This is a genomic window from Pedobacter sp. A2324, from assembly GCF_059693705.1.
The window spans coordinates 143,900-168,852 of record NZ_JCASSK010000007.1; the positions used below are offsets into that span (position 1 = coordinate 143,900).

Consider the following 24,953-nt stretch of genomic DNA (forward strand, 5'->3'; position numbering starts at 1 on the left):
ATTCTGTGAGTTTCATAATCTATTCTTTATGCTTTTTTTACCGCTGGCAACCAATGCTTGCTAAAGGGGCATAACCAAAATTGTCAGCTCAAGCTTGTCGGAGGATCAAAAAACGTTTTCTGAATTTTTCCGACAAGCTCAACCTGACAAGCATAAAAGCAGACCTATTCAATAACAGCGATCGGACTGTTTACTAACTAATTGTGTGAAGCATCGCTTTCGAAACCAAAGATGGCCAAACGCACTGGTTTAGCAGAAACTTTATGTTTCGCGGTAACTGCAAAAGTGGATAGATCGATTTGATGAACTTCGCCCAAAGCCGGCATTGCGATATATGCAAATTTGCCTGTTGCTTCCAGCACTGGTTTGTAAGTATCTGTACTGGCAGTTGCCGAAATTACAGTGCCTTCCTTCTTCAAAGTTCCTGTTGTTAAATCGTAAACCCTTAGTTTTCCATCCAAAGTCAGCACCAGTAAGTTTTTACCTGCAAAATCAACTTTACATTGAAAAGCATCGGCTCCGCTGTAAATTGGTGTAATTTTATCTGTGGTAATATCTACCAGATAAGCACCTTTCGTGGCCACGTAACCAATAAACTTTTTTGCCCACTCTGCATAATAAATGCTGGCCAACCTAAATGCACCGAAGCCATCGGGGTTAGGGATCAATCTTTGCTCGCCTGTAGATTTCACAACCAAAACACCACCTGCAGTTGCGGCAGAGCTGCTAAAGCCGCCAAAAACAGCATTCGTACCATCGCTCGCATTACCATGAATGGCGCCGATTTCCAATGTAGAGGCATACACAGTTTTACCGTTTTTGTCGATAATCAAAACACGGTTTGGAGATGCTCCGGCAACAGCTGTAGAAGTAACTGCATAGGTTCCGTTGGTAAATTGAGCCATCGCACCATGATGTGGCAAAAGACCAGCATTCACAGTTGAAAATTTAGCGCCTGCTGCGTTAAAATCACTTTCTATGCCACGGCTTAAAGTTCCATCTCCATCATTGAAAATTAAACTTTCGTTGGCTTTGGTTTTGAAATGGGTGGGCTTAATGCCTGTTGCTGTAATGGTTGCCCATTTCGGATTGTTCAACACATCAACATGGTCCACATGAGATGCAAGGCCGCTGTCGAAAACTTCCACCAGATTCTGCGCGCCATAAAGCACGGCAGCATATCTTCCCGAAGAGGTTGCATACAGATTAGCCAAAGGGAATTTCGTATCAAAAGCAGTGACTGCAGCTGTTGAAGGGTCGATCAATGTCAGTTTGTTTGACGATTCGTCTGCAGTAAGCAAACGTACATACTTAAATTCCTTTGCCACTGGTGCCGGAGTTTCTTCAGGTTGTTCACTGTCTTTTTTACATGCGGCAAAGGTTGCAGCAATAGCCACCAGTAAGGCGGTTTTTTTAAAGTTGTTTTTAGATAACATAAGGTTTGATTTTATTGATTAATTAATTTTTACGCTGATTCCTTTAATCGTTTGCCATCCGGCTTTGTCGGTAACTCTGATCAAAAAATGATAATCTCCCGGATCTACATCTGCAGGTACGTTTATAATGGCCGTGGCTTCATAGTTTTTTTGTCCTGCCGGAATGCTTACCTCCCTAATCAGTAAGTAAGGTTTCACCGGTGTTTTTATGGCTTCCATATTGCAACTGTTGACTTCAGTACTATGAGAATGATGATCGAAATTATGATGGATATCAATGCTTATGGAGCCCAATGCTACATTGTCACTTACCTGCGCTTTGAAACTAAAGGGTTCACCACGTTTAATTACACTGCATTGTTGCGGAAACGCTGTTGCACTTGCCATAATTTCAGGGTAGGTAGTATCAATGTCATCCGTTTCTTTTTTACAATTATTCAGCAGCAGAATGCATAAAACACCTAAAGCGGCAAAACTGATCCTTGGCAATTTGAATGTGTTTTTTTTCATAATTTATTTTACTTGTCAAAATGTTCCTCAAATTCATTTTCTTTCCCCAGCTGATCTACAATTTTCATGTGCACATGGTAATGTCCTTTAGGTGCAGCCGCAACATCAAGGTGTTTGTGAAAGTTGTAGCTGGTTAAGCCAACCATGGCCGCATCAGTAAATAGAAAATCCTTTTCCCAGGCCGAACCATGTACTTCCACTTCCACTCTGGCTATTTTATTAGTGGCATTAAGGTTGGCTTCAACATGTAAATCATTGCCCGCAGAATTTAAACCCACCTCAAAACCTGTAGCACCCGGAAGTGTCGGGTCATATTTTATTTCCAGCTCACTGGTCACTTCGGTTGTTCTTCCCAGCTGATCGGTCACTTTTATCGTTACCATATAATTTCCCACCGGGGCAGTGGCCGGAATGTCAATATGTTGATGGAAATTTGCGTTTTTTACGTTTGCAAAACCTTCAGTATAGTTTTGATTGAAGTTCCAACCTGTACCTGATTTCGGTTTAATGATTAAATCAACACCCGCTAAATTGCTCATTGCAAAAAGGTCCGCCTCAAGATGAATGTCGGTTCCAGGATAAGCGGTTTTGTTGTTGCCGGTACCAACTTCCAGATTTGTAATGGTTGGCGGGTCGGTAGGGCTTTCTTCTTTTTTACAAGCAGTAAAGGTTGCTGCAATCAGCATCAGCCCTAAAAAGGGTTTGGTAATTTTGTTCATCATGGATGTTTTGTTAAGGGATATATTAATTTGTATTATTTCGCAAATGGAATTTTAAGTGAAAGCACAATATTTCTCCCTGCTTCCGGAAGTTCGATAAGGCGATAGAAACTGGTATGATTTAAATAATTTGTGTTCAAGAGATTTTGAACCTGTACACTCAATTGCAAAGGACTTCCGTACACAGATAGCCGGGTTCCTGCTTGAATATGAATCACCTGATATCCGGGCGTTTTCTTTTCTGGGGGAACGATATTGTCCTGTTTGCTGGTTAAGCGATAATCAACGGAGAAATAAGTATCAGTCAACTTTTCGCCCAAGCTGGGAGCATAAGTCAGATTGAGCAGGGCAGATGCCGGTGGAGAAAAAGGCAATGTAAATCCTCTTTTATCTCCGGATAACTGTTTGGCACGTAAAAATTCCCCTAAAAACTGAGCGCTCAAGTGGTTGAAAATCTCATATTTAAACTGCACTTCTCCACCAAATCTTTGAACGCTGCTTTGTGCGTATTCAAAAATCTGATTACCGGCACCATAGGCATAATCATGCCCCGAAGTAGGGTTTAAATAAATATAATTTGGAAAATAGTTATAGAATGGGCTAAATTGAACAGACCATCTATCTGCAGTCAAGCCAAGGGTTAAATCTGCCTGATAAGATCGCTCTGGCAAGAGATCCGGATTTCCCTTTTCATAACTGAAATAGTGATAATTTACCCCGTTCGCACCCAACTCTTTGGCAATGGGCATCCTAAAGCTCTTACCGATATTAAGCTTTAAACTAAATTCCTCAAGATTGTAATTTACGCCGGCAGACCAAACCAGGCTATTAAAACTTCGTTTTAAATTGGCCGCACGTTGCAGGTTTTGTTGAATCGTTGTGCCGTTTATAGCAATTTCTGAAGGAAACCAATCGTTGTATTGGAACATGTCGATTTCTGCTCGATCGTAGCGTAACGCACCATGTAGCAATACATGCTCATTGATTTTAACTTTGTCATAAGCAAAAGCGCCGATGGTTTGCTGATTAAAGGCCGGCACTAAAAAACTCCAGCCATTAATGTGATTTTTTTGCGCCTCTGCATTTACCCCAACCGTTAATTCATGCGCATCGATGGTTATTTTGTCTCTTACATTGACCGAATAAACCGTTTTGTTAAATTCCCTTTCCAGGTCGCTGGGGATTTGAAAACTGGCAGGGTAAATTGCCGGCATAAAACCATGATTCACATACTGGCTAAATTCTTGCCTGAAGTTTTTCTGGTACCCTAATTCAAATTCAATCTTCTGATTTAACAATTGATAGGCAGACCTGTTAATCAGTTTGAAATGATTAACTGACTGATAGGGAAGTAAAATATCCCTGCTTGAGGCGTCGTGCAATTCCTCGTTCACACGTCTTGGTTCAAGTCCGTGCGCATTGGCAAAAAATCCACCTTTGGTAAAGGTATTGCTGAGGTAAAATACCGACCGGAACCTTTCACCCAGGTAGCCCGTATTGAAGTGTATTCCTGTTTCCCGTCCGGCTGTATTGCGTAGCCGATTTTGATATAAATTTACGGCATAATCGTAAACATAAACCTGATTCGTGGGTACACGGTAATCGCCATAATTCTGATAGGTAAACCGCGAATCGAAGAACCATTTTTTATTTCTGCCATATAAGTTGGTAGATGTGCCGTACAAATTATTGTTGCTCTTTGCAATTAAATCGACCGAACCTCCAATTGTGTTGGAAGCAGGAATAGCCACAGGGAGAATATCAATCACTCCTCCAATGGCATCAGCACCATAAATAAAGGAAGCAGAACCTTTGATTAATTCGATTTCACCGGTAGCAAACTGATCAATTTCCAAACCATGATCTGCGCCCCATTGCTGCCCTTCATGTTTAATTCCTTTATCAACAACTACCACACGGTTAAAGCCTAAACCTCTTATTAATGGTTTCGACTGGCCCGAACCAATGCCGATGGTTTTAATGCCGGGAAGGCGTTCTAAACTTTTCATCAGGCTGCCGCCAAGATTTCGCTGGATAAAATCCTGATTCACCACTTCAATATTCATTGATTCGGCCTTTTGCCGATCTTTTATGTGTTCATCTTTTATCGTGATATCACTCAACTGCCTGACATCTTTATCAAGTATCACTGTTTTAAACACGTCGTGGTCTGTGATCTCCACTTTCGTCCAATTTTTACTGAAGCCTACGGAAACCACCACCAAATGATAGTTCCCTTTTGGCAAACCGGTAAATAAAAACTCCCCTTTGTCGTTGGTGCCAACGGAAAGTGTAGTGTGTTCCAAATAAGCCGTAGCATTACTCACCGGGATTTTGCCGTGTAAAACTTTACCGCTAAGTCGAAATTGCTGAGCACACACTTGCCCAGCCAAAAAAAGGCAGCTGAAAAAAATAAAAATATAACGCATTACAAGAGGCCTTGGCCGATTGATTAATGGTCAGCACAATTCAATCATTGCAACTCACCATATTAAGAAATAAAGGAATCAGTGTAAAAAAGAAGACACCAAAGTGGCATTTATTTAGGCAACAGCAGGTGGACCTTTATTGGTAAAGCCTTGAAGCGTAAATTTGTAATTTCCTACAAACATACCTGTAGCGCTGATATTTGCTTTGGGTAAAGGAAAGGAAACGAAAAACGGGGGCGGTAATACTACATCTTTTCCATGTTTATGAAAAATGTAATCACAAACCGAACATTTCTCCGAGAAAGCAACACTTTCTTTTTGATCAACCACGCGTTCAATTTCACTGTTTTTATGCGCATGGATAATTTGAACAATTGAAATAAACAAAAAAGTACATACCAATAAAAGGCTTATTGCCTTTTCCCATGGTAATACCTGTTTTGTTTTAGATAGACTCATTACGCCACAAAGTTGCATTTAATTTTTATAAATACAAGTGTTGAGTTAAAAAAAATCATTTTAGCAGTAAACGGGAGAGGATTTTCATCCCTTGCTTTAAGCAAAGGCATTTTATTAAACTACTTTAATTTCTGGCAGCTGGCGATCTCCTAATTTTGTGATATGAGAAATATGAAAGAAACCATAGATCGCTACACTAGCGCGTGGAATGAAAAAACAATCGAGGCAGTGAAAGCTGCTTTTGCACACATCCTGGCTGATGAAATTACTTACCAGGACAAAAATACTCCTTTGGTTATTGGAATTGATGCATTTGTCGATCTGGTAATGTTGTCGCATGAGAAAGTTCCCGGCCGTACCTTTTCCCTATTGAGTGAGCCGGAATATTTTGATCATCACTGTTTCTATTCCTGGAAGATCAATATTCCCGGTCATGGTGAATTTGCAGGACAAGATTATGTCGAATATAACGATGAAAACAAGCTGACGAAGATTATAGGATTTGTTCCTACCTTGTAGCATGCTTTCTTTTGACAACATTTTCGCGAACTTTGCGCTTCACGTGAATCTTAATGCTGAAGAACAGGCTTATATACAGTCTGTTATTCAGTATACGGCATTAAATAAGAACGAAATACTGCTAGAAACCGGTAAAATATGTCGTAATCTATATTTCGTTGACAAAGGCAGCCTGCGCGTTTTTAACCGTGATAAAGAGGGTTTGGAGCATATTGTGCTTTTCTGTACCGAAAACTGGTGGGCTTCAGACATGACCAGCTTCTCGGGCCAGGTGCCAGCCTATTACAACATCTCCGCACTGGAAAATACTGAGCTGTTTTATTTTAGTTACTCTGCATTAGAGCAGTTATATATTGATGTTCCTAAAATGGAACGATTTTTTAGGATTCTGGCACAAAACGGTTTCAGCTTATATCAGCGGCGCATTAATTCAATCATTTCCAGGTCCGCCGAAGAACGTTATATGCAGTTTCAGCAACTTTATCCGAAACTGGAACAGCGCATCGCTCAGAAATATATTGCTTCTTATCTGGGTATTACGCCAGTTTTTTTAAGCATGATCCGTAAAAGGAAAGGTTAAAGTTGTTGTCTTAATCAAAATTCGGCTTACCCTATTCTAATAATACAATATTCATTATATCATCTTAAATTATGACAAAAGTTGTCTTTGCGGTTGAAGATTATTAAATGTTCCACAGCATATTTTGCTAATTATTCTTTCCAATATTAATCGTGAAATGGCATTATAAAGCATTGCATGGTATAAGTGGTTCACTCGTTAAATCGGAGAATTTGATGATTTATTGAATATAGAGATTTACCTAAAGTCTTAACTTGATAATTTTTTTTCTGTTGCTATCTTAAAGACTATTTGTTATGAACAGATTAGTTCTTATCGCGGTAAAACTTAACCATAGATACTCAGTAAAATCAACCAGGCAACGAAGCCAACCGGTGCCAGCACCCCTGCACTTATAAAAAATGATTTCATAAACTCTTTCTTGCCCAGAACCAGAAAAACAACTCCGGCAATCAGGTTTAGCACCACATGTAAAAAAATACACAAACCCATACCAATGGCTATGCTAAACCCTCTATCTGCAATGGCACTTGTACGGACGATAAGCAAAGCATATACCGCAAATACCAATAAGTTTATACCTATAATTTTGAACATTACTTAAATTTATCGCCCATCAATACCTTAAGTTAGCGTATTTAAGGCTAACCATCAAGCAATGAGAAACTTATTTCGCGAGTACCACCAGATTCATAGGTGCAATCGTTACCGACTTAACCGTTTTATTTGAAAAGACCTCTTTATACTGGCTACCCTGTAATTTTGCACCTTTATACTGTATAGGCTGATCAGAACGGTTTACAAGCACCAGTACTTCCTCGTTATTATATTTCCGGCTGAAAACATAGAATCTTTGGGCATCATTCTTTTCAATTGTGGTAAAGTCTCCAAGTTGCAGCGATTTGTATTTTTTGCGCAATCCCATAAACTTCTGGTACCATTCAAAAAGATCCCTATTAAAGGCAACGTTATCGGCCTCATGTCTGGTCTGGTCCGGGTTGTGGGTTTCGGGATCGTATTTTTTGCTTTCCCAAATCATCGGCTTGCGGCAGTCAGGGTCATTGCCACCCCAAATACCTGCCTCATCTCCATAAAAAATCATCGGCGAGCCTGAATAGAGCATCTGAAAAGCAGCAATCAGTTTTTGTTTCTGTATCTGACTGGCCGTAGGCTTACGGGCATTATAAGTCTTGTTATTGCTCTTCTGGCTCCAGTTAAAATAATTTCCCCAATCGCCAAATTTCAACCCATCAGGATTAGCAACAGCACTTGCCAGGCGGGTGGCGTCGTGACTGTTCATCAGGTTCTGCATGTTTAGCGCCACATCATTTCCAAAGGCCTCACGCAGTTCTTTCAAACGGGCGTCGAATGCTGTTACCGAAGACCCGGTTTTGTCCTGGATGAAAAAATCGTGCATAATGAACGCAAAATTGTAATTCATCGTCGCATCAAACTCATCACCCTGCAGGTAAGGTTTTGTCTGATCTATAGGATAAACCAACTCTGCAGTCATGTAAGCGGTTGGGTTGATGCTGCGCACCCATTTTCTCCAGTCTTTCCAAAATGGATGACCCACATCATATGCCACATCCAGGCGCCAACCATCAATCCCATCTTTTGTGCCCTTATCCATAGGGTTCATCCAGCGTTTAGTGGCGTTAAAAATATATTTTTTTGGGCCAGCCACAATACCATGCTCATCTTCCTTAAATTCTGGCAATGTCTTTACTCCAAACCATCCGTTATAATCAAAAGTTGTACCCTTGGCGACGTCGTTCCAGCTCTTCACCATAAACCAATTTGCGTATGGCGAAGCTTGCTGGTTTTTCTCCACATCGCGGAAGGCAAAACTTTTCACACCCATGTGGTTAAATACACCGTCAAAAATGATGCGCATATTGCGGGTATGAACCTCTTTAATCAGTCTTAAGGCTAAAAGATCGGCCTTCGTCCATACCCAGGTTTTTACGTCCAGCGGATTTTCCGTTTCCATCAAAGCGATATCTCCTTTAGGGTCGGGGCCAAAGGTAGGATCAACGTGGTGGTAACAAAGGGCGTCATATTTATGAGAGGAGGGAGACCAGAAAATTGGCGTCATGTAAATGGCATCAACCCCTAAAGATTTAATGTAATCCAGTTTATCGATAACGCCCTTTAAGTCACCACCATACCGGCGACGTTGCAGGTTGTAGTAAATGTCCTTGCCGTTTTGCTGCTCGTAAGGCTGCAATTCATACCAGTCGCTCGTCCATGGATGGATCTGAAAAGGTGAGGTGGTATTAAACGGGTAAGCCCCGTCCTGATCTTCTGCTTTTGGATCATTGGAAGGGTCACCATTGTTAAAACGTTCCGGAAAAATCTGGTACCATACAATCCCCTTGCTCCATTCAGGCGTAAAACTTTTTTGGGCGAAAGAAGTAACAGATATTAATATTAGTCCGCCCAATAAGGCTGATCTGAGTATATTCTTCATAAAAAATTAATGTATGGAATCATTTACCTACCCTTAGGTAATTTCATCTACGGCGCAATGATAAGCAAAAACATTTGTACAAGTTGTTCATGAACTGTTATGGTTACACTAAAAAAAATAGCAGAATTGTGCTATGAGACTTATGAGCGGTAAAAATAAGCAATGTGTTTTTGATAAAAAAACAGGCACGTTTACGATTTATCATCCTCCGGTTGAAACCATACTGCAGTCCATCTCCAATGGTTCTTGCTCGAAGATGTGGTCGTGATTATCAAGCATACCGAAATACAGGTTGTGCTGACAGAGTGTGATGTTAATCTTTTCGATCGCCGATTCGTCTAAACCCGGGGTGGTGCGCAAGGTTTCCATGTTGCTGTTTAATAAATCGATAATGGTATCAATTCCTTCCATTTCCAAAGGTCTATAAATCCGCCGGGAGGGAAATAACACATACAGGTGCCAGGAGCAAATGGTGCGAACGATGTTTTTATCATCTGCAGATAAATCAGGTGCTATTTCCAATGCTGTATGCAGCTGCGTTAAACAATTGCGCAACAAGTACAAATGATTAAAAAAGTTCGTTACCGTTCGTGGAATGGTACTTATTTGATTATAGCTGGATCGAAAGCCGATGAGCTTGGCATTATATTCGGTATAACTTTGTTCTATTATCATATTCATCCATGAGCATACAAAAAACATAGCCCCCTGTTAGCTCAAAAGCCGTAGGATAGCTATGGTGTTACGCACATATGGGATGTCTAAAAGGTGTAATCGGGATGAGAAGCTCAACGCTTATGGTTTAAACTTAGAAAATATTTTGATTATATCCAATTGAAAGATGTTTATACCTCCGATAATTTTTGTTTGATCCTCAAACATTGTTATCATCAATACGGATACTTTACCTTCTTATTTATGCCGGGTTAGATACGACACCGTAGGCAATGTTACAATCAATTTAATGAGTGAAGCTAAATATTTCCTTGATACTAAACATCTTAGAATTGGGATGCAATAATATATTATATACTTTGTGTATATAAAATGTTTTGTATATATTTACTTTATAAGATATTACGGAATGAAAAAGAACATTGATATTGATGAAAGTCTTCTAACTAAATTAAAAATATTGTCTGTTTTTGAAGAGGTGAGCGTTAAATCAGTTATGGAAAAGGCTGTTTCTTTTTATGTAGAATATAAAGAAAAAGAGCGGTTGAAGACATTGTCTGAAGAAGATAAAGAGGATTTGGGTTTATTATTACTTATGCAACAAGCAGATAGAAGTGATATAGTAAGCCGTGAGGAATTAATGAAGGCTTTGGACTAATGGACATTATTTTTTTACGAAGTTTTTTAAATGATATCCAGAAACTCAACGATAAAAAATTGAAATCTAAAATCAAAGAATTCATTTTAGAGATTGAAAATGCTGAAAGCTTAGAAGAACTTGCAAATATTAAAAAAATGAGAGGTTTTTCTACCGCTTATCTTTGGAGGATAGGGGATTATCGATTGGGATTCTATAAGAATGAAAACACTATTGAGTTAGCCCGTTTTGTAAAAAGAAACGACATATACAAGATATTTCCCTAATTGCACCAGTGATAGCAATTGTAAAAATTGATGTATGCGATAAGCACAAAAGTAAATTGTAAATGATATCTACCGCCTTATTTGCTAGTCTTCAGCTTGATCAAATCAAAAGATAAAGCATCAATACTATCATTAACATCAAACACATTTGATAAGATAACGACTGCCTTTTTTTCTTTAACATTCATTACAAGCGAAGATGAATATCCGCCTGTTCCGCCGTTGTGCCAACATAATTCGTCGCCATTTGTAGATTCAACTTTGTGCCAACCTAAACCAATTTTGGTATCTCCTTTAATTACGAAAGTTGTTGTTCTCGTCATTGCAAGTTCTTTGTTGTCAGGATTGAATTGTGCATTTGCAAACTTCGCTAAATCTTCTGTTGTAGATAATATCCCGCCAGCAGCAAACAATACGTCAAAATCCCAATTCGATACGATCTCACCATTCTTACTAAGTCCCTTCACCAATCTATTCCCCAAATTTTTTGAACTTGTGACTGAATTTGTCATTTTATATTTATCGAAAACTTTCTTTTGTAACAGGTTCTGGAAGCTTGTTTTCTGAGACAAGCCTAGCGTATAGCCCAGTAGCCCGGCGCCGACGTTTGAATATGAATAGCTCGTGGATGGTTTATTTTCAAGTTTCACTACACTTTTAAGATACGCTTCAATTTTATTTTTATCATAAGTCTTATATGGATTTTGATCATTTGATGAATCCAAATTCTCAGGCAATCGGGGTAATCCAGATGTATGATTAGCTAAGCTTTCAAAAGTCAATTTGATACTGTCTTTGAAAGGAAATGGATAATATGAATTAATTTTATCCGTTAATTTAAGCTTCTTACTTTCAACAAGTGAGGCTAACACTGTTGAATTAAAAACCTTTGTTATTGAGCCGATTTCAAACAAATTACTCTGATTTATGGCAGGCTTTATGGTGTCATTTATTTTGATGATTCCATAATAATTGGTTATTCCATTCTGGATGATGGCAATAGAAAGTTGCGCCTTATTAGGTAAATCTTTGGATTTTGCAAAAACGATATCGCCAATTTCCTTCGGATAACTGCCCAATGAATTTACAGTGTTGTTTTCACGTACCTGGAGGTTTTTGTAAGGTTTTATAAAAAAACCATTAATTTGGTTTTGATCATTCAGCGAAATGTTTACCGCCATAACCAATTTTTCAAATTTAGTTTTATACAGTGCATAAGTTTCCTGTTGAAAGCTGACGAACTCCATACTATCTATATTACCTGCCTGGTTTTTCACATTGATTAGAAACTCTTTTGTTTTCTCAAGAGGCAATGCTTTTTTCATTTCTTGTGAGAAATGATTAAAAATCTCATCGTATTTATTCGCATTGTAGTTCCGCTGAAAATCTTCACCCGCAGCCTTATAATTTTTGTTCTGACCGAAAGCAAGGTTGGTAATAAAAATCGCTATTAGGGCGGCAAGGAGTCTTCTCATGGATTTGTTATATTATAATACCACTAACTTATGCATAAATCTTAAACAATTACATCTTACATCATATAGCCATGCTATTTATTTCTATGCATTTATTATGCTTAATAAGCTAGCTAACAACATCCCGGTACCATATGGCTTTACGCAGTGAATATAACCGGACTTGTCCGTCTGGAGGAGTGCTCATTTGCTCTTCATTGTAGCCTAGTTTATTTTTTTGAAGATGCCTGGCATTGTTTGCGTATCAACATCTGTCATATCAACCAGCTTTAAAGATTTTACCATTTTCATAGTGATGGTTTTATAGTGCTGAAAATGTGGAGTTTTCAAATGTGACTGGTAAGCTTCTTTGTTGGCATAGATTTCGACAATTCTAACCTGAACCGGATTTTCTTTTTGATACATCGCGAACAGCGCTATAACCCCTGGTTCAATTTTCACTGATACAGCTGATTCTTCTTTAAGGATCGATTTGTATTCTTCCAGAAACTCGGGTAGTACCTCAATTTCGGAAATGCGAACCATCATGTCAGCTGCTATAAGCGGAAGTTCAGGTTTACTTATTAATTTATATAAAACGTTTGCCTGAGTTTTGCTTACTAACTTTGCGATCATGTTTGCAATCTCTACGAGTTGTCCATTCGTGATGCCGGTATTGATTCCCATTTTGATGTGGGCTTGAAGCTGTGGTTCAACACCCGGCATCGCAGCCAATGCTGATATTGTGACTAATTCTCTTTGCTGATAGGTAAGCACATCACTTTCAAAAATATCGCCGAACAAATGCTCCTTCAAAAATGCATCAACCCTGGGTGCGAAGTCACCAAAACCTTGCGCAGGCTTAGCCTGTGGCGTTCCTGTTAGCTGTTCCAGGACTTTCCTGCCCTGTTCGTATTTATCAGCTGTGTCACTTCTATTAGTTGTTGCCGGGCCTTGTTTATCAATAATTCCTTTCAATTTTCTCTCCTCCAATACTCCCATAAAAGTATTGATTGCGTTAAGGCTCCGGGGGAAACCACAATACGCGTACAGCTGAACGAGGACTTCTTTCGTTTCATTGACCGTAAGGCCCTCATCCAGTGCGATATGAAGTTGAGTGTTGAGATTTTCCAAATCTCCCTTTGCAGTAAGAACGGAAATCGTTACCAGACTTCTCTGTATTGGATTAAGATCCGAAGTTTTAGATATTGTTTGTGCGTTCATGATTGTCCTTCCAACTATGATTAAAATGAAACAAAGCATCCATTTGAAAAACTTGATTTTACTCATGGTTTTTGTAATTAATTATTTATTTACTGCGTCAAATTCTTCGTCGCTCACTGGTTTAAGCCAGGTAACATTCTCTTCTCCTTTGTAGTTGCTTATGGCAATATGTACCATCCGGGTATTCGCCGTTGCTCCGTGCCAGTGCGTTATATTCTCTGCAATATTAACTACATCACCTTTTTTTATTGATTGAGCAGATTTACCTTTTTCCTGGTAAAAGCCTTCTCCCTCAGTCACAATCAGTACCTGACCCTTAGGATGTGTATGCCAATTGGTTCTCGCTCCCGGTTCAAAAGTTACACTCCCCAGTGCAAATTCGTTGTTCCTGTCTTTTGCGAGTAAAGGCTTTAAGAATGCATCACCTGTAAAATATCCGTTCTCCAATTTGTCGCCTTTTGGAAAAAGCGAGTTCTCTGTTTGTGTTTCCATAGTTTTATTTTTTATATTTTGATAACAAGCTGTGGTTAGTGTAATCATAACTAACAGCATTATTAAATTTTTGATGTTTATTTTCATTTTATTTTCCAGTTCTATTTTTACTGCGAAGGTACCGCTGCCTGTGAATACCTCCATTCCAGCTAAAGCATGTAACTGAAGGCGAACAATATATGTAGCATCTAGGTCAATCTCGCATCTTTGGAGATTTAATTGTTAAATTCTCTTAATAAATCTAGCAGGCACACCTGCGACAACAGTATTTGTTGCTACGTCTTTTGAAACAACGGCTCCGGCGGCAACTACAGCATTTTCTCCGACGGTAATCCCCGGAAGTATGGTGGCTCCTGCACCAATCCACGCATTTCGTTTGATCACAATCGGCTTTGTAAGCAAAGCGCTTCTATCTGCCGGATCCAATGGATGATTTTCGGTCACAAGGTTAACCCTCGGCCCGATTAGTACATCATCTTCGATGGTGATACCGCCCATATCGAGAAATGAGCATGCATGGTTGATGAAGACGTTCTTGCCTATCGCGATAAACTTTCCGAAGTTGGTATAAAACGGAGCAAAAATTGTCGTGCTTTCATCAATTCTGGTACTAATGATCTCGCTAAGTAGATCACGCATGGAATTGATGTCAGCCGCATTATTCAGCTGCCCGGAAAGCTTGATGGTTCTTCCCACCACTTCATTTATTTGATAATATTCAGGGTCGTTTAAACGAATGAGTTCACCTGATCTTAACCTTTCTAAAATATTTACTTGTTCATCTGCTGGATTCATTATCATCGAATTTGATTTGAAATACTGCTCCTGGTGAGCTTGCCCTTCTAAAATTTGTAATGCAAATATCGGCAGCAGTGCTGGCTTCGGTGTTATACAGAATACTGTTTTGTTTACCACTTTTACGGATTCTCTATTACACGTGAACTACGAAGATTCATTTTTGCTAAATTTGATCTATAAACCAATGATATAGCAGAGGTAAAAAGATTGGACACTGTTCGCCAGTATAATGATTATGTCGGGGTAGATACACTGCATCCCTTAGTTAGTGTGGTTAATTTCAACGAAATTCCAACCATTATCCACTATCGACATTACATGGGTATCTATGCCATATTTTTCAAGAATATCAAATGTGGCAACATGACTTATGGTTGCCAAACCTATGATTATGAGGATGGAACCATGGTATTTGTTCAACCAGGACAGGTCTACGGAATAGACAGCAATGGCAAAGCAGTGATTCCGTCAGGATATGGACTGGTATTTCATCCTGATCTGCTAAAGGGTACGCATCTCGGGAAAACCATAGGGGAGTATACCTTCTTTTCGTATGAAGTTAATGAGGCACTTCACCTCTCTAAAAAGGAGAAAGAGACGATAATGGATTCCCTGAAAAAGATTTCTGCAGAAATCGAGCAGAACATCGACAAGCACAGCAAGACGCTGATCGTTTCAAACATCGAACTCTTCCTGAACTATTGTATGCGCTTCTACGATCGCCAGGTTATCACCCGTAGCCATGCAAATAAGGATATCCTGATCCGCTTCGAAACCCTTTTGATCGATTATTTCCAGTCTGGCAAGGCTTCAGCGCTAGGTCTTCCAAGCGTGGCCTATTGTGCAGATCAGTTGCACCTCTCACCGAACTATTTTGGCGACCTGACAAGAAGGAAACCGGCAGTACCGCACTGGATTACATCCAAACCAAAATGATAGACCAGGCAAAAACCTATATTTTTGATCGCTCAAGAACCGTCAATGAAATTGCAAGCAATCTCGGCTTTAAATATCAACAGCATTTTACCAGGATTTTTAAGCAAAAAACCGGCATGACGCCGAATGAGTACAGAAATCTAAATTAACGTAAATCAAAGATCATAATGCCAATTAACGAAAAGATATATAACATTATTAAACCTGGTTAAATTCATCCACATCAATGGATGAATACCATGATGTATATTGAATAAACTGCATGGTAAGCGTTAGCTAAGCGAGGTTGATCGTCTCACAATGAAATAGCCAAACCCTCCAAGTCCAACAAAAATTATCGGCATATAATCATCAATGGGGCATTGTTGGATGCTAAAGTTTACAACCCTTCCATTTTGATAATAATTATTAGGGTACTGGGTACCGCCTCCTTTATATTCAACCCAGCATCCGGCTCCAGGCACATCAGTAACATTCGTAGCATAAGTGGTCGAAGATGCGGCTCCGGATGAACAGTTTAGCCGATACGGATTGTCGTTGGTGTAAAATTTACCAGGCGTCTCGCCTGGTTGAGGGGTTGAATATATCAGATCTACAGCGCTTCTTCCAGCACTTCCTGCGGGAGGTACAAGGCAGCCAGTTTCGGCAAATACAGAAGTCGCAGCGCATACCATTAGCATGGAGGCGACAATTAAACGGAAAGGGATAGACATTGTGTAAAGGTACTTTTTTTATTTTTTTGTATGATAAGTTATACGGGTATTTTGTAAAAATGGATTGATTTATTGGCCATAAAAGTTTATTAAAACTTTTAGATGACAAATGGTGTTAACTTATCATCTATCCCTTATTTATGCGATCTATAATCTCGGCTTACGACTGGCTTGCCGTCAAAGCTTGCGTAATGTTTAATGAAACAAAATTCATTAGCTATTGCAAAAACGTTTCCCTTTTTCTACTGGCTTTATTTATTATTATCATTTTATTGATGACAGGGATACTGGCTGAGTCATTTGATGAGCTATTTTTTCGCTAAATCCAGCGCCATCTCATGAAAATCAGATTAACTCTTGCTGCATTATTGATCATTTTCGTAACGCAATCCAGTTCAGCCCAGGGCTGCCTGATCAACAACTACGATCAATTTGATAAGGTGTTTAATAAACCCACTGCTGCAGGCGCAACAACATTTATTCCTGGGAATGGAAATAACTATGTCAATTATACGGGTACCTGTGGACCTCATACCTATATTCAGGTTTTCGGAGCGCCAAGTGGCAGCTGTTCGGTAACCGAAAACCAGGTCACAAAAACGGGTCAGTATTACACAAATGTTTCACAACCATTCACACAGGCGTGCAACGTACCACTTGACGACAATATCTGTTGGTTGTTATTATCTACTGGCATGTTGACTTATTATTTTATAAAAAGAGAAGATCAGCTTTTCAAGCATTACGAGCGTAGAATGTAGATTCTGATCTTCATGTACTGGCAACTAAGAGCATTGTCATTCACAATATTTTTCAGTTAAAAGACTGTCTGAATTCCTTTGGCGAAAGATTTGTTTTTACCTTAAAAAGTTTGCTAAATGACTGGATATGCTCAAATCCCAATGAGTAGGAGATTTCACTAATCGTCAATTGCGATGTAGATAATTTTTCCTTTGCTTTCTCAATCAGTTTATCGTGTATAAGTTGCTGTGTAGTTTGTCCCGTTAGCATTTGAAATAAACTGGAAAGATATTTCGGGGAAACATTCAGCTGTTGTGCAATGTGTTGAACGGTTGGCAAACCTACATCAATTAAATTTTCCCGGTTAAAATAATCGTTTATTAAAACCTCAAAATCTTTCAATATCTGATGGTTACTTTTTTCTCTGGTAATAAACTGACGGCTGTAAAACCTATCAGCGTAATTCAAAAGAGTTTCAATCTGAGAGATGATAATGTGTTTGGTGAATTTGTCAATGTTGGATTGGGTTTCCTTTTTGATATTTTGAATAATATGGTTGATGGTTTCCTCTTCTTTTTCAGAAAGAAAAAGCGCTTCGTTTAGTGTGTAACCCCAAAAATCATAATTATTGATCGTTTTTGCCAAAGATGTATTCCAGATAAAATCAGGATGGACATAAATAGCCCATCCTGATTTCTTCACTTCTTTATCTTTGTTGTCAGCAGTCATGCTAAAAACTTGTTTGGGCGACATAAAAGACATCACACCTTCATTAAAATCAAACGGTTGCTGTCCGTATTTTACTTTGACATTGTGCATTCTTTTCACAGCTATCGAATAAAAATCCAATATCAAATGTTCTGAATTGCCGCCGTGCGAATCCGGATGTGCATCTGCAACATTTATGACGCTAATGAGCGGATGGTCTGGTTGTGGCAGATTCGTATATTCGTGGAATTCACTGATGGTTTTAATATGCTTCATTAGTCTTGTTCTCTTACCTGCAATATTACTTTCCCGTTAACAGATTTACTTTCCATTAACTGGTGAGCTTCAACAGCATCACGCAGTGCGAAGATTTTACCTTGTGGAACTTTTACCTGTCCTGACTCTATAAGTTTTGCGATTTCTTCCAAAGATTCTTTTCTTGCCTGGTTGGCGGAAAGTTCACCCTTACAATTCTTTTTGTTAAGCGCATGAATTACTTCATCATTAAAAGCGAAATCGGTATTTACGCTCACAAAAATACCACTCTGCTTTAAAACTTGTACAGATTTTATCCGTTCATTGTTATCGCGAACAGATGAAACTTCTAACACAATATCGACTTCCTGTACTAAATCTTCAAATTTTTGTGTTCTGTAATCGATCAATTCATCTGCGCCGATTTGTTTAAGGTAATCAAAGTTATTTGCAGATGCAGTTCCTATTACATAAGCTCCTATTGATTTTGAAAACTGCACAGCAAAACCACCTACACTGCCTGATGCACCTTGAATTAAAATCCGTTGACCCATTTTTAATTTTCCAAATTCAAACATGGCAGTCCACGCTGTAAGTGCCGCCAATGGAATTCCTGCTGCATCATTAAAACAGATATTCTTTGGTTTAATTGCAAATTGTGATGCCTTTGCAACAACATATTCTGCATAACTCCCGTCGCCGGGGAAATTCGGTACCCCGTAAACGGCATCTCCTTTTTGAAATCCGGTTACTTCATCGCCCAATTCTTCTATAGTTCCTGCTGTGTCCCAACCTAGCGTCATCGGCAAGCTGAGAAGGGAGCTTAGTGCAGCATTACTGCCGGCACGAACCACTAGATCTACAGGATTTATGCCGCTTGCATATACTTTCACCAAAATTTCATCCGGTTTAGGTACAGGCCTGTCTATTTCTTTTAATTCCATTACTTTCGGTAGTCCGAATTCGCTAATTCTAATTGCTTTCATAAACCTTATTTTTCTCGTGAATAAATTGCTTATCAGGATTCTAATTGAGAGGAGTTTGTTCTTTTAAATACTCTTCATCTGTTGTTTTTGTAAAAGCCACACAGCGTTTCTATTTTCACACTTGTGAGTAGCAGCGTAAGTAAGTGTTTGATTATTCGTCGTGCCATTTCTGGTGCTTCGATGGTAGGAGGGCTTCCTGCTTGGTTAATCTTAACTTTTTCCATTTTGCTACATTTCATTTTCTTTGTGAAACAAAGGTTAGAAATGATTGAAAGACGGAGTTAGCCAAAACACCTTTTGTTTAAGTCAAAAAACCAGTTAAAATTTGAATTTATTTGTAATGCTTTTTTTCGGTCTTTTCAGTATTATTACCAACAACGGCCCGAAATAGTAATAGGTCATCGTGATTTATCAAAATGCAAATGTTTACAGATTCAATCAATAGCTAAATTCTGAAAGATGAAATACCTACCAACATTACTGCTCTTTTTCACTGTAACCCTCAGCTTTGCTCAACAGGAATACCAGGTTAATGTAGAAGTAAAAGGAAGAACTAAATATAAATATGCATATTTCTATACCTGGACTGATGGGTCTATGCAAAAACAAGATCTGATCAATAACAAGGCAGTCTTTAGAGGTCATTACAAGCCCATCACGGACGATGACAGCTATCAAGCTGCCGTCGTCATAATAAGTGACGAAAATATACCAGAAAAGGATTTATTAAAAAATAAGGCAAGAAATAGACGCGATTTTCTGTTGGAGCACACCGTTGATGTTGGTTTTGATAGTGATAATAAGCACTTTTCTGTGCAAGGAGGATTGCTAAATAAGGCACAAAATGTATTTCAGGAAAATGAATGGAAATTTTCCCTGAAAGAGGACAGTTTGATTAAGATTGCAGATGCTCAGTATTCAGATCCTCAGTTAAGGGAAAAGGAAAGAAAGAAAGTCAGGCGTAACATTTTCTTAGCGGAAAAGGACAGCACATTAAACCTTATCAGGGAAAATATTGATTCGAAGGTATCACTTCAAAAATTTATTATTTATGCCATGGTTCCCTTCCGGCCTGTAGCGGAATTAAGAGATGTGTTCAGCGGATTTTCTAATGAGGTGAAGAGGAGTAAAAAAGGTCAATATGTCGATAGCCTGTTAAGTGTACAAGAGAATATGTCGAAAGATGGAATAGAGGTTGGCGAGCTTATGCCGGTTTTTTCTCTACCTAATACAAAAGGGACTTTGCTAAATAGTACGGATTTATTTAACAAATACACATTAATCGATTTCTGGGCCAGTTGGTGTACTCCCTGCAGGGCTGAAACTCCAAATCTTATATCTGCATACAAAAAATTTCATAAAAAAGGTTTCAATATAGTGGCTGTTTCAATTGACAAGGAAAAAGACAAGGCCAAATGGCTGGCCGCGATCGAAAAAGATAAGGCCGATGTTTGGGAAAACCTATTTAATGCTGGTGGAACAGATAACATAGCCAAAAAACTTGGTATAAACGCCATCCCGGCCAATTACCTAATAGATACTAATGGAAAAATTATTGCTAAAAACCTGAGAGGTGGCGAGCTCGGGAAATTACTAGAAAAGCTATTGCCATAATGCAAAGCAATTCTTTGAATTTTATCAATCTTCAATTGTTCAACAACCTGTTGGATAATTATTTTTTTGTTGCCTGTAGCCATTCAGCCACGATGTCTGCTAATTCTACTTTTCCGTTTTCAATGTCAAGTAAACTTTTGAAAGTTACAACTGCCCGGTCATTTTCTTTCCAAACCAACATTTTGCTTTTATTTGATATTAATTTTTCTTTGGGCTGTATCTGCTTTTTAACTCCTCTGTGAAAAATAAGGGAGGCTTGTTTTATTGGAGGTTGAATTTTCATTGTAATTCTGTCTTCATTATTAAAGGAATAATTTGGTCCATTCCATTTTATATTTTCTGTCAAGGCTGTGTTTGATGATAAAATACAGATCCTCAATTGTTCAATTTCATTTCTAAACGGATGGTTTTGCACATCCAGGAAGTCTGTTACTTCACCATTCATATTGCTTTCCTCTGTCATTTTATTTTTTTAAGTTTTTTGTCGGTTCAATCCATATAAATAACTCCATTGTGCATGGGCAAGATCTTTCTGCCTAAAATTTTGTGCTATTTACCTTTATTCCCTGATTGCTCTCTTGACTGGAACAACCAAATGTATTTGACCCTGCATCGCCGAATTTATAAACGTAAGATATTTAACGAGTTGATGCAAATTTTAGTTCCCGCACTGCCTAATTCTTATTTAGCCTTTTCTATTTGATACACCAATTTTTTTGGAGAACCGAGATAGGCAATTTCAGATTTAAGTGAATCAAATTGTTTCTAATCGACCAGATACCAACGCTGTATTTTCCTTTTGTTTATGATCATCGATAAGCAATGTAAAATGTTCATAAACTATTTTGTTTTTACTAAAAAAGTTAGCAAACTTTGTGTTATGAAAGTTGTGAACGGTACAAATCAGCAAAGCGATTTTGATAAACAAGCAGGCGTGTTTACCAGTATGTCGATAGTGGGTGAAGCAAGAAGGGCCAACTGCTGGCTCTACAATAAACTGAATAATACCTGGTACACCCCGGAAGAGTTTTATGAAAAGTATTCCAATTACAGGGATACCAACTTCAACATCCGAACCTTACTTGAAAACATTTCAATCATTGATCCAAACAAGGGTATAAAAGCTTATCACAAAGCATTAGCCGATAAGTTAGCCAGATTCGAAATTGAAACAAAAGAACTTCGTGAAAGGGGAGAGGCTTTTTCACAACGCGTTATCGCATATTACCAGGCAAAATCAAAAGATAAATTCAAATAATGAACGTAAAAGCAGCAACCGTAAAAACGGAAATCAAAATAGGATCTGATATCATTAGTATTGAGCCTGTAAAAGGTGATCAAAATCTTTTCAGAATCCACATACAGCAACGGTTTAAAGGCTACATCCTACGTAAAGATGGCAAATACTCCAAAACAGAAGGTAGCGATATTCACGATTTAATTTTTGCACGACTATGCCATCACTTATCTCAATGAAATTGATCAGCCCCTTTCATTTCTACTGCACTTTCCCTGCAAAACCGCCTTTTTCTGCATATTGATAAGCCGCCTGAATTTCTTCGAATTGAAAAACTTTATTGATTTTGACTAAAATTACACTAGACGGGATTAAGGATTATTTAGATTCAAATCCACCTGCATTGAGTAATAGGGTGAAGTCCCGGAAAAGCTATCTACAAGTTTACTGCCATTTAATTCCCCACTTATGCAAGTCGTCGATGATCTTTAATAGGTCGAGACCTTTATCATTTACGAAATAATGGATGCGTTTTGGAGCCGTTTCCTTAATAATGTGCTTATCGATGAGTGTCTCGCTCACCAGTTCAGCAAGCCGCTTTCCAAGGATCTGGTCAGACAACGAGGGGAAGGCTATTTTTAAAGAACTGAATTGATTGGTGCCTGCAGCAATTTTGTGAAGGATCTGCATCTTCCATCTCGGGCTTATATCTCTTAATACGTCGTTCACTTCACAGGCCAGGCTAAGGGCAGTGATATTACAGGCGTTAGATGTTCCGGGTTTAAGCTTACTTGACATATGAAATTAGATAAAGGCTCACTTTTGGGTGAGTTATTGTATAACCTGGTGACTGTAGCGATTTTTGTACAAAATTAAAAATATGAAAACACATATCATTCACAAGAAGTCATTTTACTTCATCCTGATCTTAGTTATATCAGCTTTCAATATTAAGGCGCAGTCTCTACAAAAACAGCCTGTTTTTGTCTTGGTCCATGGTGCATTCCATGGAGGTTGGTGTTGGCAGAACGTAAGCAAAGAATTACGTGCAAAAGGAGACATAGTCTATACGCCGACCTTAAGCGGCCTGGCAGAACGTAAGCACACGCTAAATGATCAAATAGATCTCAATACGCACATTGCTGATATAGTAAACTTTATCATTGCTGAGGACCTTTATGAAGTAATCCTGGTAGGCCACAGCTACGGCGGAGCGGTTATCGCAGGTGTGGCAGATAAGATACCCGGACGTTTATCTAAGCTTGTCTTTCTTGATGCTATGCTGATGGAAAATGGACAGAGTGCATTGGATGTGAGTCCTGAAGACATTAAGCAATATTTTATCAAGGCCGCAAAGGATAATGATAGGGGATTGAGTATTCCCTACTTTACAAGCGATTTTTTTGGTGTTACCAATCCAAAAGATGTTAAGTGGGTCAATGACCGTCTCACCAATCAACCCTTCAAAACATTTTCTCAGCCATTAGTGTTGAAAAACGCTTTCGGTAATCATAAGCCATTAGTATATATCGCATGTACAAAGCCTGAACTGCGCGCAATCCAGCCTTTTGCAGATCGGACAAAGGCAAGCAAGGACTGGAAGTATCTGGAGCTCGAAACCGGCCATGATGCCATGATTACAATGCCCCTATTATTATGTAATATGCTGCAAAAGTTAATTTCTGATTAGTTCACTTCAGAGTGCCGCACAAATTTTACACAATTAGGGCTATCTAACACTTGCTTTCATTGGTCATATCATTTGATTTTGTTTTGAATATGGTTATTGTCTGAAAGATTGCAAGAAAAAGGGGCATGTATGTGGAACTTATTGATCTGAGCCTAGTTATGTACGATGATTATACAGGAGCATAATATCATTCCAAATCAAAAGGATTGACAATCTTATCAAACATTTATATATTAGGATATGCTAGTCTTATTCACAATATCGCACCAAAGCTTTCTTCCGCCTGTGCAAGTCTTTATCGAGTTCACGCAGGTCAACTCTTATTAATTTCATCTTTAGTGTGGTCATAAATCACAAAAAGAGCCCTGTACATTATATTTAGCATAGAATTTCTTAAAATCGTTCCTAAACACCTCCTTTGGAAGATTATTAAAGAACTGGTAGCTATTAAAAACAAGGAGAATAAAAAATATATTTAATCCTGGTACAGCGTGAGGTTGTTACCGGTGTTTCTTATTATTGATCTATTTATTAGGTAAGCTACTATGATATTTGGAACCCAACATAGCCATGCAACTGTAACATAAGCACGTTCAAAGGAGCCATAAAAAATCACTAGCAAAGGAAGATATATTCTTAATGTAATTGCCGAACAACAAGCTGCATAACTGTAAACCATCATTACCCTATGGTTCAGAACATTACCTCGAATTATCGATAGAAAACCAATTAAAGTGCTTGAAAACCAAATGACTGATAATGATATGAACCCTAAAGACGATGCGGTACCTCCGGTAGCAGAAAGTGCAATGTAAAAGCCTGACAAAGCCGATATCAAGCATGCCGTGGTGTAAATCTTACCAATTATTCTATGGCGCTTCGGATATTTGATTCTTATCTCGTCATAAAATTGCGCCCATCCGATCAATAATGACAATCCCCCCAATATAATATGGATATAAAAGGCTGTGTTCCAGCCTATATTTGAAAGTAGTGCGTCAGACTTCGATTGTAACAGGCCGAATTTTCGATCTAAAAAGAAATAAATTAGTGGATATAAACCGATAATAACTGACACTATCGATAGCAATGTTAAAGAAAGTCTTTTCATTTGGAGTATTGAACTAAAATGATCACATCGGGAAATAAATTATCCGCCGCTAAGTTAATGTAAGTATCCCAAAAATATACAGGTGCAAAGTAAATTATAATTCCAGTGCAGATAGGAACAGTTGTCGCAGAAAAAGAACAAAAATAACTTTTTGGGAATAAGGATGTTTGCAAATTTATGAGTAATATTTGTATAGTAGGCTTCTCCGGGACTATAGCATGTCCGTACATACACTCACGAGCACAGGCCTTATATAAAATATAGCCCGGA

The 24,953-nt window shown here is 38.5% G+C and carries 29 protein-coding genes; 11 read left to right on the plus strand and 18 right to left on the minus strand.

Annotated elements, in window-relative coordinates; genetic code table 11:
* Positions 1-197: 197 nt before the first annotated feature.
* The 5 genes from AC570I_RS19760 to AC570I_RS19780 form a co-directional block, all read right to left on the minus strand.
* Positions 198-1,436, minus strand: a complete 1,239-nt coding sequence (locus AC570I_RS19760) for a YncE family protein (RefSeq protein ID WP_497406865.1) — start codon at positions 1,434-1,436, stop codon at positions 198-200.
* Positions 1,437-1,454: 18 nt separating this feature from the next.
* Positions 1,455-1,946 (minus strand): DUF4625 domain-containing protein, encoded by a 492-nt coding sequence (locus tag AC570I_RS19765; protein WP_497406866.1) that lies wholly within the window; start codon positions 1,944-1,946, stop codon positions 1,455-1,457.
* 8 nt (positions 1,947-1,954) lie between these two features.
* Positions 1,955-2,668 (minus strand): DUF4625 domain-containing protein, encoded by a 714-nt coding sequence (locus tag AC570I_RS19770; protein WP_497406867.1) that lies wholly within the window; start codon positions 2,666-2,668, stop codon positions 1,955-1,957.
* A 32-nt stretch (positions 2,669-2,700) separates the two neighbouring features.
* Positions 2,701-5,094 (minus strand): TonB-dependent receptor, encoded by a 2,394-nt coding sequence (locus AC570I_RS19775; protein WP_497406868.1) that lies wholly within the window; start codon positions 5,092-5,094, stop codon positions 2,701-2,703.
* Between the two features lie 114 nt (positions 5,095-5,208).
* Entirely contained in the window at positions 5,209-5,553 is a 345-nt protein-coding gene (locus AC570I_RS19780) for a hypothetical protein (protein ID WP_497406869.1), read from the minus strand.
* Between the two features lie 162 nt (positions 5,554-5,715).
* Here AC570I_RS19780 and AC570I_RS19785 point away from each other — a divergent pair, with 162 nt between their 5' ends.
* Together AC570I_RS19785 and AC570I_RS19790 are read left to right on the plus strand one after the other, a co-directional pair.
* Positions 5,716-6,072: a hypothetical protein gene (locus AC570I_RS19785; RefSeq protein ID WP_497406870.1), complete on the plus strand. Its 357-nt coding sequence runs from the start codon at positions 5,716-5,718 to the stop codon at positions 6,070-6,072.
* Position 6,073: 1 nt separating this feature from the next.
* Complete coding sequence (locus AC570I_RS19790) at positions 6,074-6,652, plus strand: Crp/Fnr family transcriptional regulator (RefSeq protein ID WP_497406871.1); 579 nt, start codon at positions 6,074-6,076, stop codon at positions 6,650-6,652.
* Positions 6,653-6,979: 327 nt separating this feature from the next.
* Here AC570I_RS19790 and AC570I_RS19795 read toward each other — a convergent pair whose 3' ends face one another.
* The 3 genes from AC570I_RS19795 to AC570I_RS19805 all read right to left on the minus strand — a co-directional run bounded on the left by AC570I_RS19795 (position 6,980) and on the right by AC570I_RS19805 (position 9,800).
* Positions 6,980-7,249: a hypothetical protein gene (locus AC570I_RS19795; RefSeq protein WP_497406872.1), complete on the minus strand. Its 270-nt coding sequence runs from the start codon at positions 7,247-7,249 to the stop codon at positions 6,980-6,982.
* A 70-nt stretch (positions 7,250-7,319) separates the two neighbouring features.
* Complete coding sequence (locus tag AC570I_RS19800; protein ID WP_497406873.1) at positions 7,320-9,125, minus strand: glycoside hydrolase family 13 protein; 1,806 nt, start codon at positions 9,123-9,125, stop codon at positions 7,320-7,322.
* A 201-nt stretch (positions 9,126-9,326) separates the two neighbouring features.
* Positions 9,327-9,800 (minus strand): hypothetical protein, encoded by a 474-nt coding sequence (locus AC570I_RS19805; protein WP_497406874.1) that lies wholly within the window; start codon positions 9,798-9,800, stop codon positions 9,327-9,329.
* Positions 9,801-10,209: 409 nt separating this feature from the next.
* On the opposite strand from AC570I_RS19805, the gene AC570I_RS19810 reads away from it, so the two are divergent.
* Both AC570I_RS19810 and AC570I_RS19815 read left to right on the plus strand, forming a co-directional pair.
* Complete coding sequence (locus tag AC570I_RS19810; RefSeq protein WP_497406875.1) at positions 10,210-10,458, plus strand: hypothetical protein; 249 nt, start codon at positions 10,210-10,212, stop codon at positions 10,456-10,458.
* Positions 10,458-10,724: a type II toxin-antitoxin system RelE family toxin gene (locus AC570I_RS19815; protein ID WP_497406876.1), complete on the plus strand. Its 267-nt coding sequence runs from the start codon at positions 10,458-10,460 to the stop codon at positions 10,722-10,724. Before AC570I_RS19810 ends, AC570I_RS19815 begins: the two co-directional genes overlap by 1 nt.
* A gap of 77 nt (positions 10,725-10,801) precedes the next feature.
* Here AC570I_RS19815 and AC570I_RS19820 read toward each other — a convergent pair whose 3' ends face one another.
* The 4 genes from AC570I_RS19820 to AC570I_RS19835 all read right to left on the minus strand — a co-directional run bounded on the left by AC570I_RS19820 (position 10,802) and on the right by AC570I_RS19835 (position 14,689).
* Positions 10,802-12,199: a serine hydrolase domain-containing protein gene (locus AC570I_RS19820; protein WP_497406877.1), complete on the minus strand. Its 1,398-nt coding sequence runs from the start codon at positions 12,197-12,199 to the stop codon at positions 10,802-10,804.
* Positions 12,200-12,403: 204 nt separating this feature from the next.
* A complete protein-coding gene (locus tag AC570I_RS19825) occupies positions 12,404-13,402 on the minus strand; it encodes a carboxymuconolactone decarboxylase family protein (protein ID WP_497406878.1) in 999 nt (332 codons plus the stop codon).
* An 81-nt stretch (positions 13,403-13,483) separates the two neighbouring features.
* Positions 13,484-13,894 (minus strand): (R)-mandelonitrile lyase, encoded by a 411-nt coding sequence (locus AC570I_RS19830; protein WP_497406879.1) that lies wholly within the window; start codon positions 13,892-13,894, stop codon positions 13,484-13,486.
* A gap of 222 nt (positions 13,895-14,116) precedes the next feature.
* Entirely contained in the window at positions 14,117-14,689 is a 573-nt protein-coding gene (locus AC570I_RS19835; protein WP_497406880.1) for a DapH/DapD/GlmU-related protein, read from the minus strand.
* A 210-nt stretch (positions 14,690-14,899) separates the two neighbouring features.
* Here AC570I_RS19835 and AC570I_RS19840 point away from each other — a divergent pair, with 210 nt between their 5' ends.
* On the plus strand, positions 14,900-15,628 hold the full coding sequence (locus AC570I_RS19840) for an AraC family transcriptional regulator (protein ID WP_497406881.1): 729 nt from the start codon (positions 14,900-14,902) through the stop codon (positions 15,626-15,628).
* Entirely contained in the window at positions 15,625-15,777 is a 153-nt protein-coding gene (locus tag AC570I_RS19845; RefSeq protein WP_497406882.1) for a helix-turn-helix domain-containing protein, read from the plus strand. The genes AC570I_RS19840 and AC570I_RS19845 overlap by 4 nt, the downstream gene beginning before the upstream one ends.
* Before the next feature lie 123 nt (positions 15,778-15,900).
* Here the strand turns inward: AC570I_RS19845 and AC570I_RS19850 are convergent, their stop codons facing one another.
* Positions 15,901-16,341, minus strand: coding sequence for a hypothetical protein (locus tag AC570I_RS19850; protein ID WP_497406883.1), 441 nt, complete (start codon positions 16,339-16,341; stop codon positions 15,901-15,903).
* Between the two features lie 338 nt (positions 16,342-16,679).
* Here AC570I_RS19850 and AC570I_RS19855 point away from each other — a divergent pair, with 338 nt between their 5' ends.
* A complete protein-coding gene (locus AC570I_RS19855) occupies positions 16,680-17,102 on the plus strand; it encodes a hypothetical protein (protein WP_497406884.1) in 423 nt (140 codons plus the stop codon).
* 52 nt (positions 17,103-17,154) lie between these two features.
* Here AC570I_RS19855 and AC570I_RS19860 read toward each other — a convergent pair whose 3' ends face one another.
* On the minus strand, positions 17,155-18,066 hold the full coding sequence (locus AC570I_RS19860; protein ID WP_497406885.1) for a helix-turn-helix domain-containing protein: 912 nt from the start codon (positions 18,064-18,066) through the stop codon (positions 17,155-17,157).
* Entirely contained in the window at positions 18,066-19,031 is a 966-nt protein-coding gene (locus AC570I_RS19865; protein ID WP_497406886.1) for an NADP-dependent oxidoreductase, read from the minus strand. The genes AC570I_RS19860 and AC570I_RS19865 overlap by 1 nt, the downstream gene beginning before the upstream one ends.
* A gap of 597 nt (positions 19,032-19,628) precedes the next feature.
* Between AC570I_RS19865 and AC570I_RS19870 the strand changes: the two genes are divergently transcribed.
* Positions 19,629-20,645, plus strand: coding sequence for a TlpA disulfide reductase family protein (locus tag AC570I_RS19870; RefSeq protein WP_497406887.1), 1,017 nt, complete (start codon positions 19,629-19,631; stop codon positions 20,643-20,645).
* Between the two features lie 58 nt (positions 20,646-20,703).
* On the opposite strand, the gene AC570I_RS19875 is transcribed toward AC570I_RS19870, so the two are convergent.
* On the minus strand, positions 20,704-21,108 hold the full coding sequence (locus tag AC570I_RS19875; protein WP_497406888.1) for a DUF1801 domain-containing protein: 405 nt from the start codon (positions 21,106-21,108) through the stop codon (positions 20,704-20,706).
* Positions 21,109-21,525: 417 nt separating this feature from the next.
* On the opposite strand from AC570I_RS19875, the gene AC570I_RS19880 reads away from it, so the two are divergent.
* Both AC570I_RS19880 and AC570I_RS19885 read left to right on the plus strand, forming a co-directional pair.
* Positions 21,526-21,903, plus strand: coding sequence for a hypothetical protein (locus AC570I_RS19880; protein WP_497406889.1), 378 nt, complete (start codon positions 21,526-21,528; stop codon positions 21,901-21,903).
* Positions 21,903-22,121: a hypothetical protein gene (locus AC570I_RS19885; protein ID WP_497406890.1), complete on the plus strand. Its 219-nt coding sequence runs from the start codon at positions 21,903-21,905 to the stop codon at positions 22,119-22,121. Before AC570I_RS19880 ends, AC570I_RS19885 begins: the two co-directional genes overlap by 1 nt.
* A gap of 205 nt (positions 22,122-22,326) precedes the next feature.
* Here the strand turns inward: AC570I_RS19885 and AC570I_RS19890 are convergent, their stop codons facing one another.
* Positions 22,327-22,680, minus strand: a complete 354-nt coding sequence (locus tag AC570I_RS19890; RefSeq protein ID WP_497406891.1) for a winged helix-turn-helix transcriptional regulator — start codon at positions 22,678-22,680, stop codon at positions 22,327-22,329.
* An 82-nt stretch (positions 22,681-22,762) separates the two neighbouring features.
* On the opposite strand from AC570I_RS19890, the gene AC570I_RS19895 reads away from it, so the two are divergent.
* Positions 22,763-23,572: an alpha/beta hydrolase gene (locus tag AC570I_RS19895; protein ID WP_497406892.1), complete on the plus strand. Its 810-nt coding sequence runs from the start codon at positions 22,763-22,765 to the stop codon at positions 23,570-23,572.
* 475 nt (positions 23,573-24,047) lie between these two features.
* On the opposite strand, the gene AC570I_RS19900 is transcribed toward AC570I_RS19895, so the two are convergent.
* Positions 24,048-24,683, minus strand: coding sequence for a DUF2306 domain-containing protein (locus AC570I_RS19900; RefSeq protein ID WP_497406893.1), 636 nt, complete (start codon positions 24,681-24,683; stop codon positions 24,048-24,050).
* Positions 24,684-24,953 lie beyond the last annotated feature (270 nt).

Excerpts from the sequence above, each read along its gene's own strand:
- AC570I_RS19760 (WP_497406865.1), bottom strand. The coding sequence starts at position 1,436 with ATGTTATCTAAAAACAACTTTAAAAAAACCGCCTTACTGGTGGCTATT.
- AC570I_RS19765 (WP_497406866.1), bottom strand. The coding sequence starts at position 1,946 with ATGAAAAAAAACACATTCAAATTGCCAAGGATCAGTTTTGCCGCTTTA.
- AC570I_RS19770 (WP_497406867.1), bottom strand. The coding sequence starts at position 2,668 with ATGATGAACAAAATTACCAAACCCTTTTTAGGGCTGATGCTGATTGCA.
- AC570I_RS19775 (WP_497406868.1), bottom strand. The coding sequence starts at position 5,094 with ATGCGTTATATTTTTATTTTTTTCAGCTGCCTTTTTTTGGCTGGGCAA.
- AC570I_RS19780 (WP_497406869.1), bottom strand. The coding sequence starts at position 5,553 with ATGAGTCTATCTAAAACAAAACAGGTATTACCATGGGAAAAGGCAATA.
- AC570I_RS19785 (WP_497406870.1), top strand. The coding sequence starts at position 5,716 with ATGAGAAATATGAAAGAAACCATAGATCGCTACACTAGCGCGTGGAAT.
- AC570I_RS19790 (WP_497406871.1), top strand. The coding sequence starts at position 6,074 with ATGCTTTCTTTTGACAACATTTTCGCGAACTTTGCGCTTCACGTGAAT.
- AC570I_RS19795 (WP_497406872.1), bottom strand. The coding sequence starts at position 7,249 with ATGTTCAAAATTATAGGTATAAACTTATTGGTATTTGCGGTATATGCT.
- AC570I_RS19800 (WP_497406873.1), bottom strand. The coding sequence starts at position 9,125 with ATGAAGAATATACTCAGATCAGCCTTATTGGGCGGACTAATATTAATA.
- AC570I_RS19805 (WP_497406874.1), bottom strand. The coding sequence starts at position 9,800 with ATGATAATAGAACAAAGTTATACCGAATATAATGCCAAGCTCATCGGC.
- AC570I_RS19810 (WP_497406875.1), top strand. The coding sequence starts at position 10,210 with ATGAAAAAGAACATTGATATTGATGAAAGTCTTCTAACTAAATTAAAA.
- AC570I_RS19815 (WP_497406876.1), top strand. The coding sequence starts at position 10,458 with ATGGACATTATTTTTTTACGAAGTTTTTTAAATGATATCCAGAAACTC.
- AC570I_RS19820 (WP_497406877.1), bottom strand. The coding sequence starts at position 12,199 with ATGAGAAGACTCCTTGCCGCCCTAATAGCGATTTTTATTACCAACCTT.
- AC570I_RS19825 (WP_497406878.1), bottom strand. The coding sequence starts at position 13,402 with ATGAACGCACAAACAATATCTAAAACTTCGGATCTTAATCCAATACAG.
- AC570I_RS19830 (WP_497406879.1), bottom strand. The coding sequence starts at position 13,894 with ATGGAAACACAAACAGAGAACTCGCTTTTTCCAAAAGGCGACAAATTG.
- AC570I_RS19835 (WP_497406880.1), bottom strand. The coding sequence starts at position 14,689 with ATGAATCCAGCAGATGAACAAGTAAATATTTTAGAAAGGTTAAGATCA.
- AC570I_RS19845 (WP_497406882.1), top strand. The coding sequence starts at position 15,625 with ATGATAGACCAGGCAAAAACCTATATTTTTGATCGCTCAAGAACCGTC.
- AC570I_RS19850 (WP_497406883.1), bottom strand. The coding sequence starts at position 16,341 with ATGTCTATCCCTTTCCGTTTAATTGTCGCCTCCATGCTAATGGTATGC.
- AC570I_RS19855 (WP_497406884.1), top strand. The coding sequence starts at position 16,680 with ATGAAAATCAGATTAACTCTTGCTGCATTATTGATCATTTTCGTAACG.
- AC570I_RS19860 (WP_497406885.1), bottom strand. The coding sequence starts at position 18,066 with ATGAAGCATATTAAAACCATCAGTGAATTCCACGAATATACGAATCTG.
- AC570I_RS19865 (WP_497406886.1), bottom strand. The coding sequence starts at position 19,031 with ATGAAAGCAATTAGAATTAGCGAATTCGGACTACCGAAAGTAATGGAA.
- AC570I_RS19870 (WP_497406887.1), top strand. The coding sequence starts at position 19,629 with ATGCAAAAACAAGATCTGATCAATAACAAGGCAGTCTTTAGAGGTCAT.
- AC570I_RS19875 (WP_497406888.1), bottom strand. The coding sequence starts at position 21,108 with ATGACAGAGGAAAGCAATATGAATGGTGAAGTAACAGACTTCCTGGAT.
- AC570I_RS19880 (WP_497406889.1), top strand. The coding sequence starts at position 21,526 with ATGAAAGTTGTGAACGGTACAAATCAGCAAAGCGATTTTGATAAACAA.
- AC570I_RS19885 (WP_497406890.1), top strand. The coding sequence starts at position 21,903 with ATGAACGTAAAAGCAGCAACCGTAAAAACGGAAATCAAAATAGGATCT.
- AC570I_RS19890 (WP_497406891.1), bottom strand. The coding sequence starts at position 22,680 with ATGTCAAGTAAGCTTAAACCCGGAACATCTAACGCCTGTAATATCACT.
- AC570I_RS19895 (WP_497406892.1), top strand. The coding sequence starts at position 22,763 with ATGAAAACACATATCATTCACAAGAAGTCATTTTACTTCATCCTGATC.
- AC570I_RS19900 (WP_497406893.1), bottom strand. The coding sequence starts at position 24,683 with ATGAAAAGACTTTCTTTAACATTGCTATCGATAGTGTCAGTTATTATC.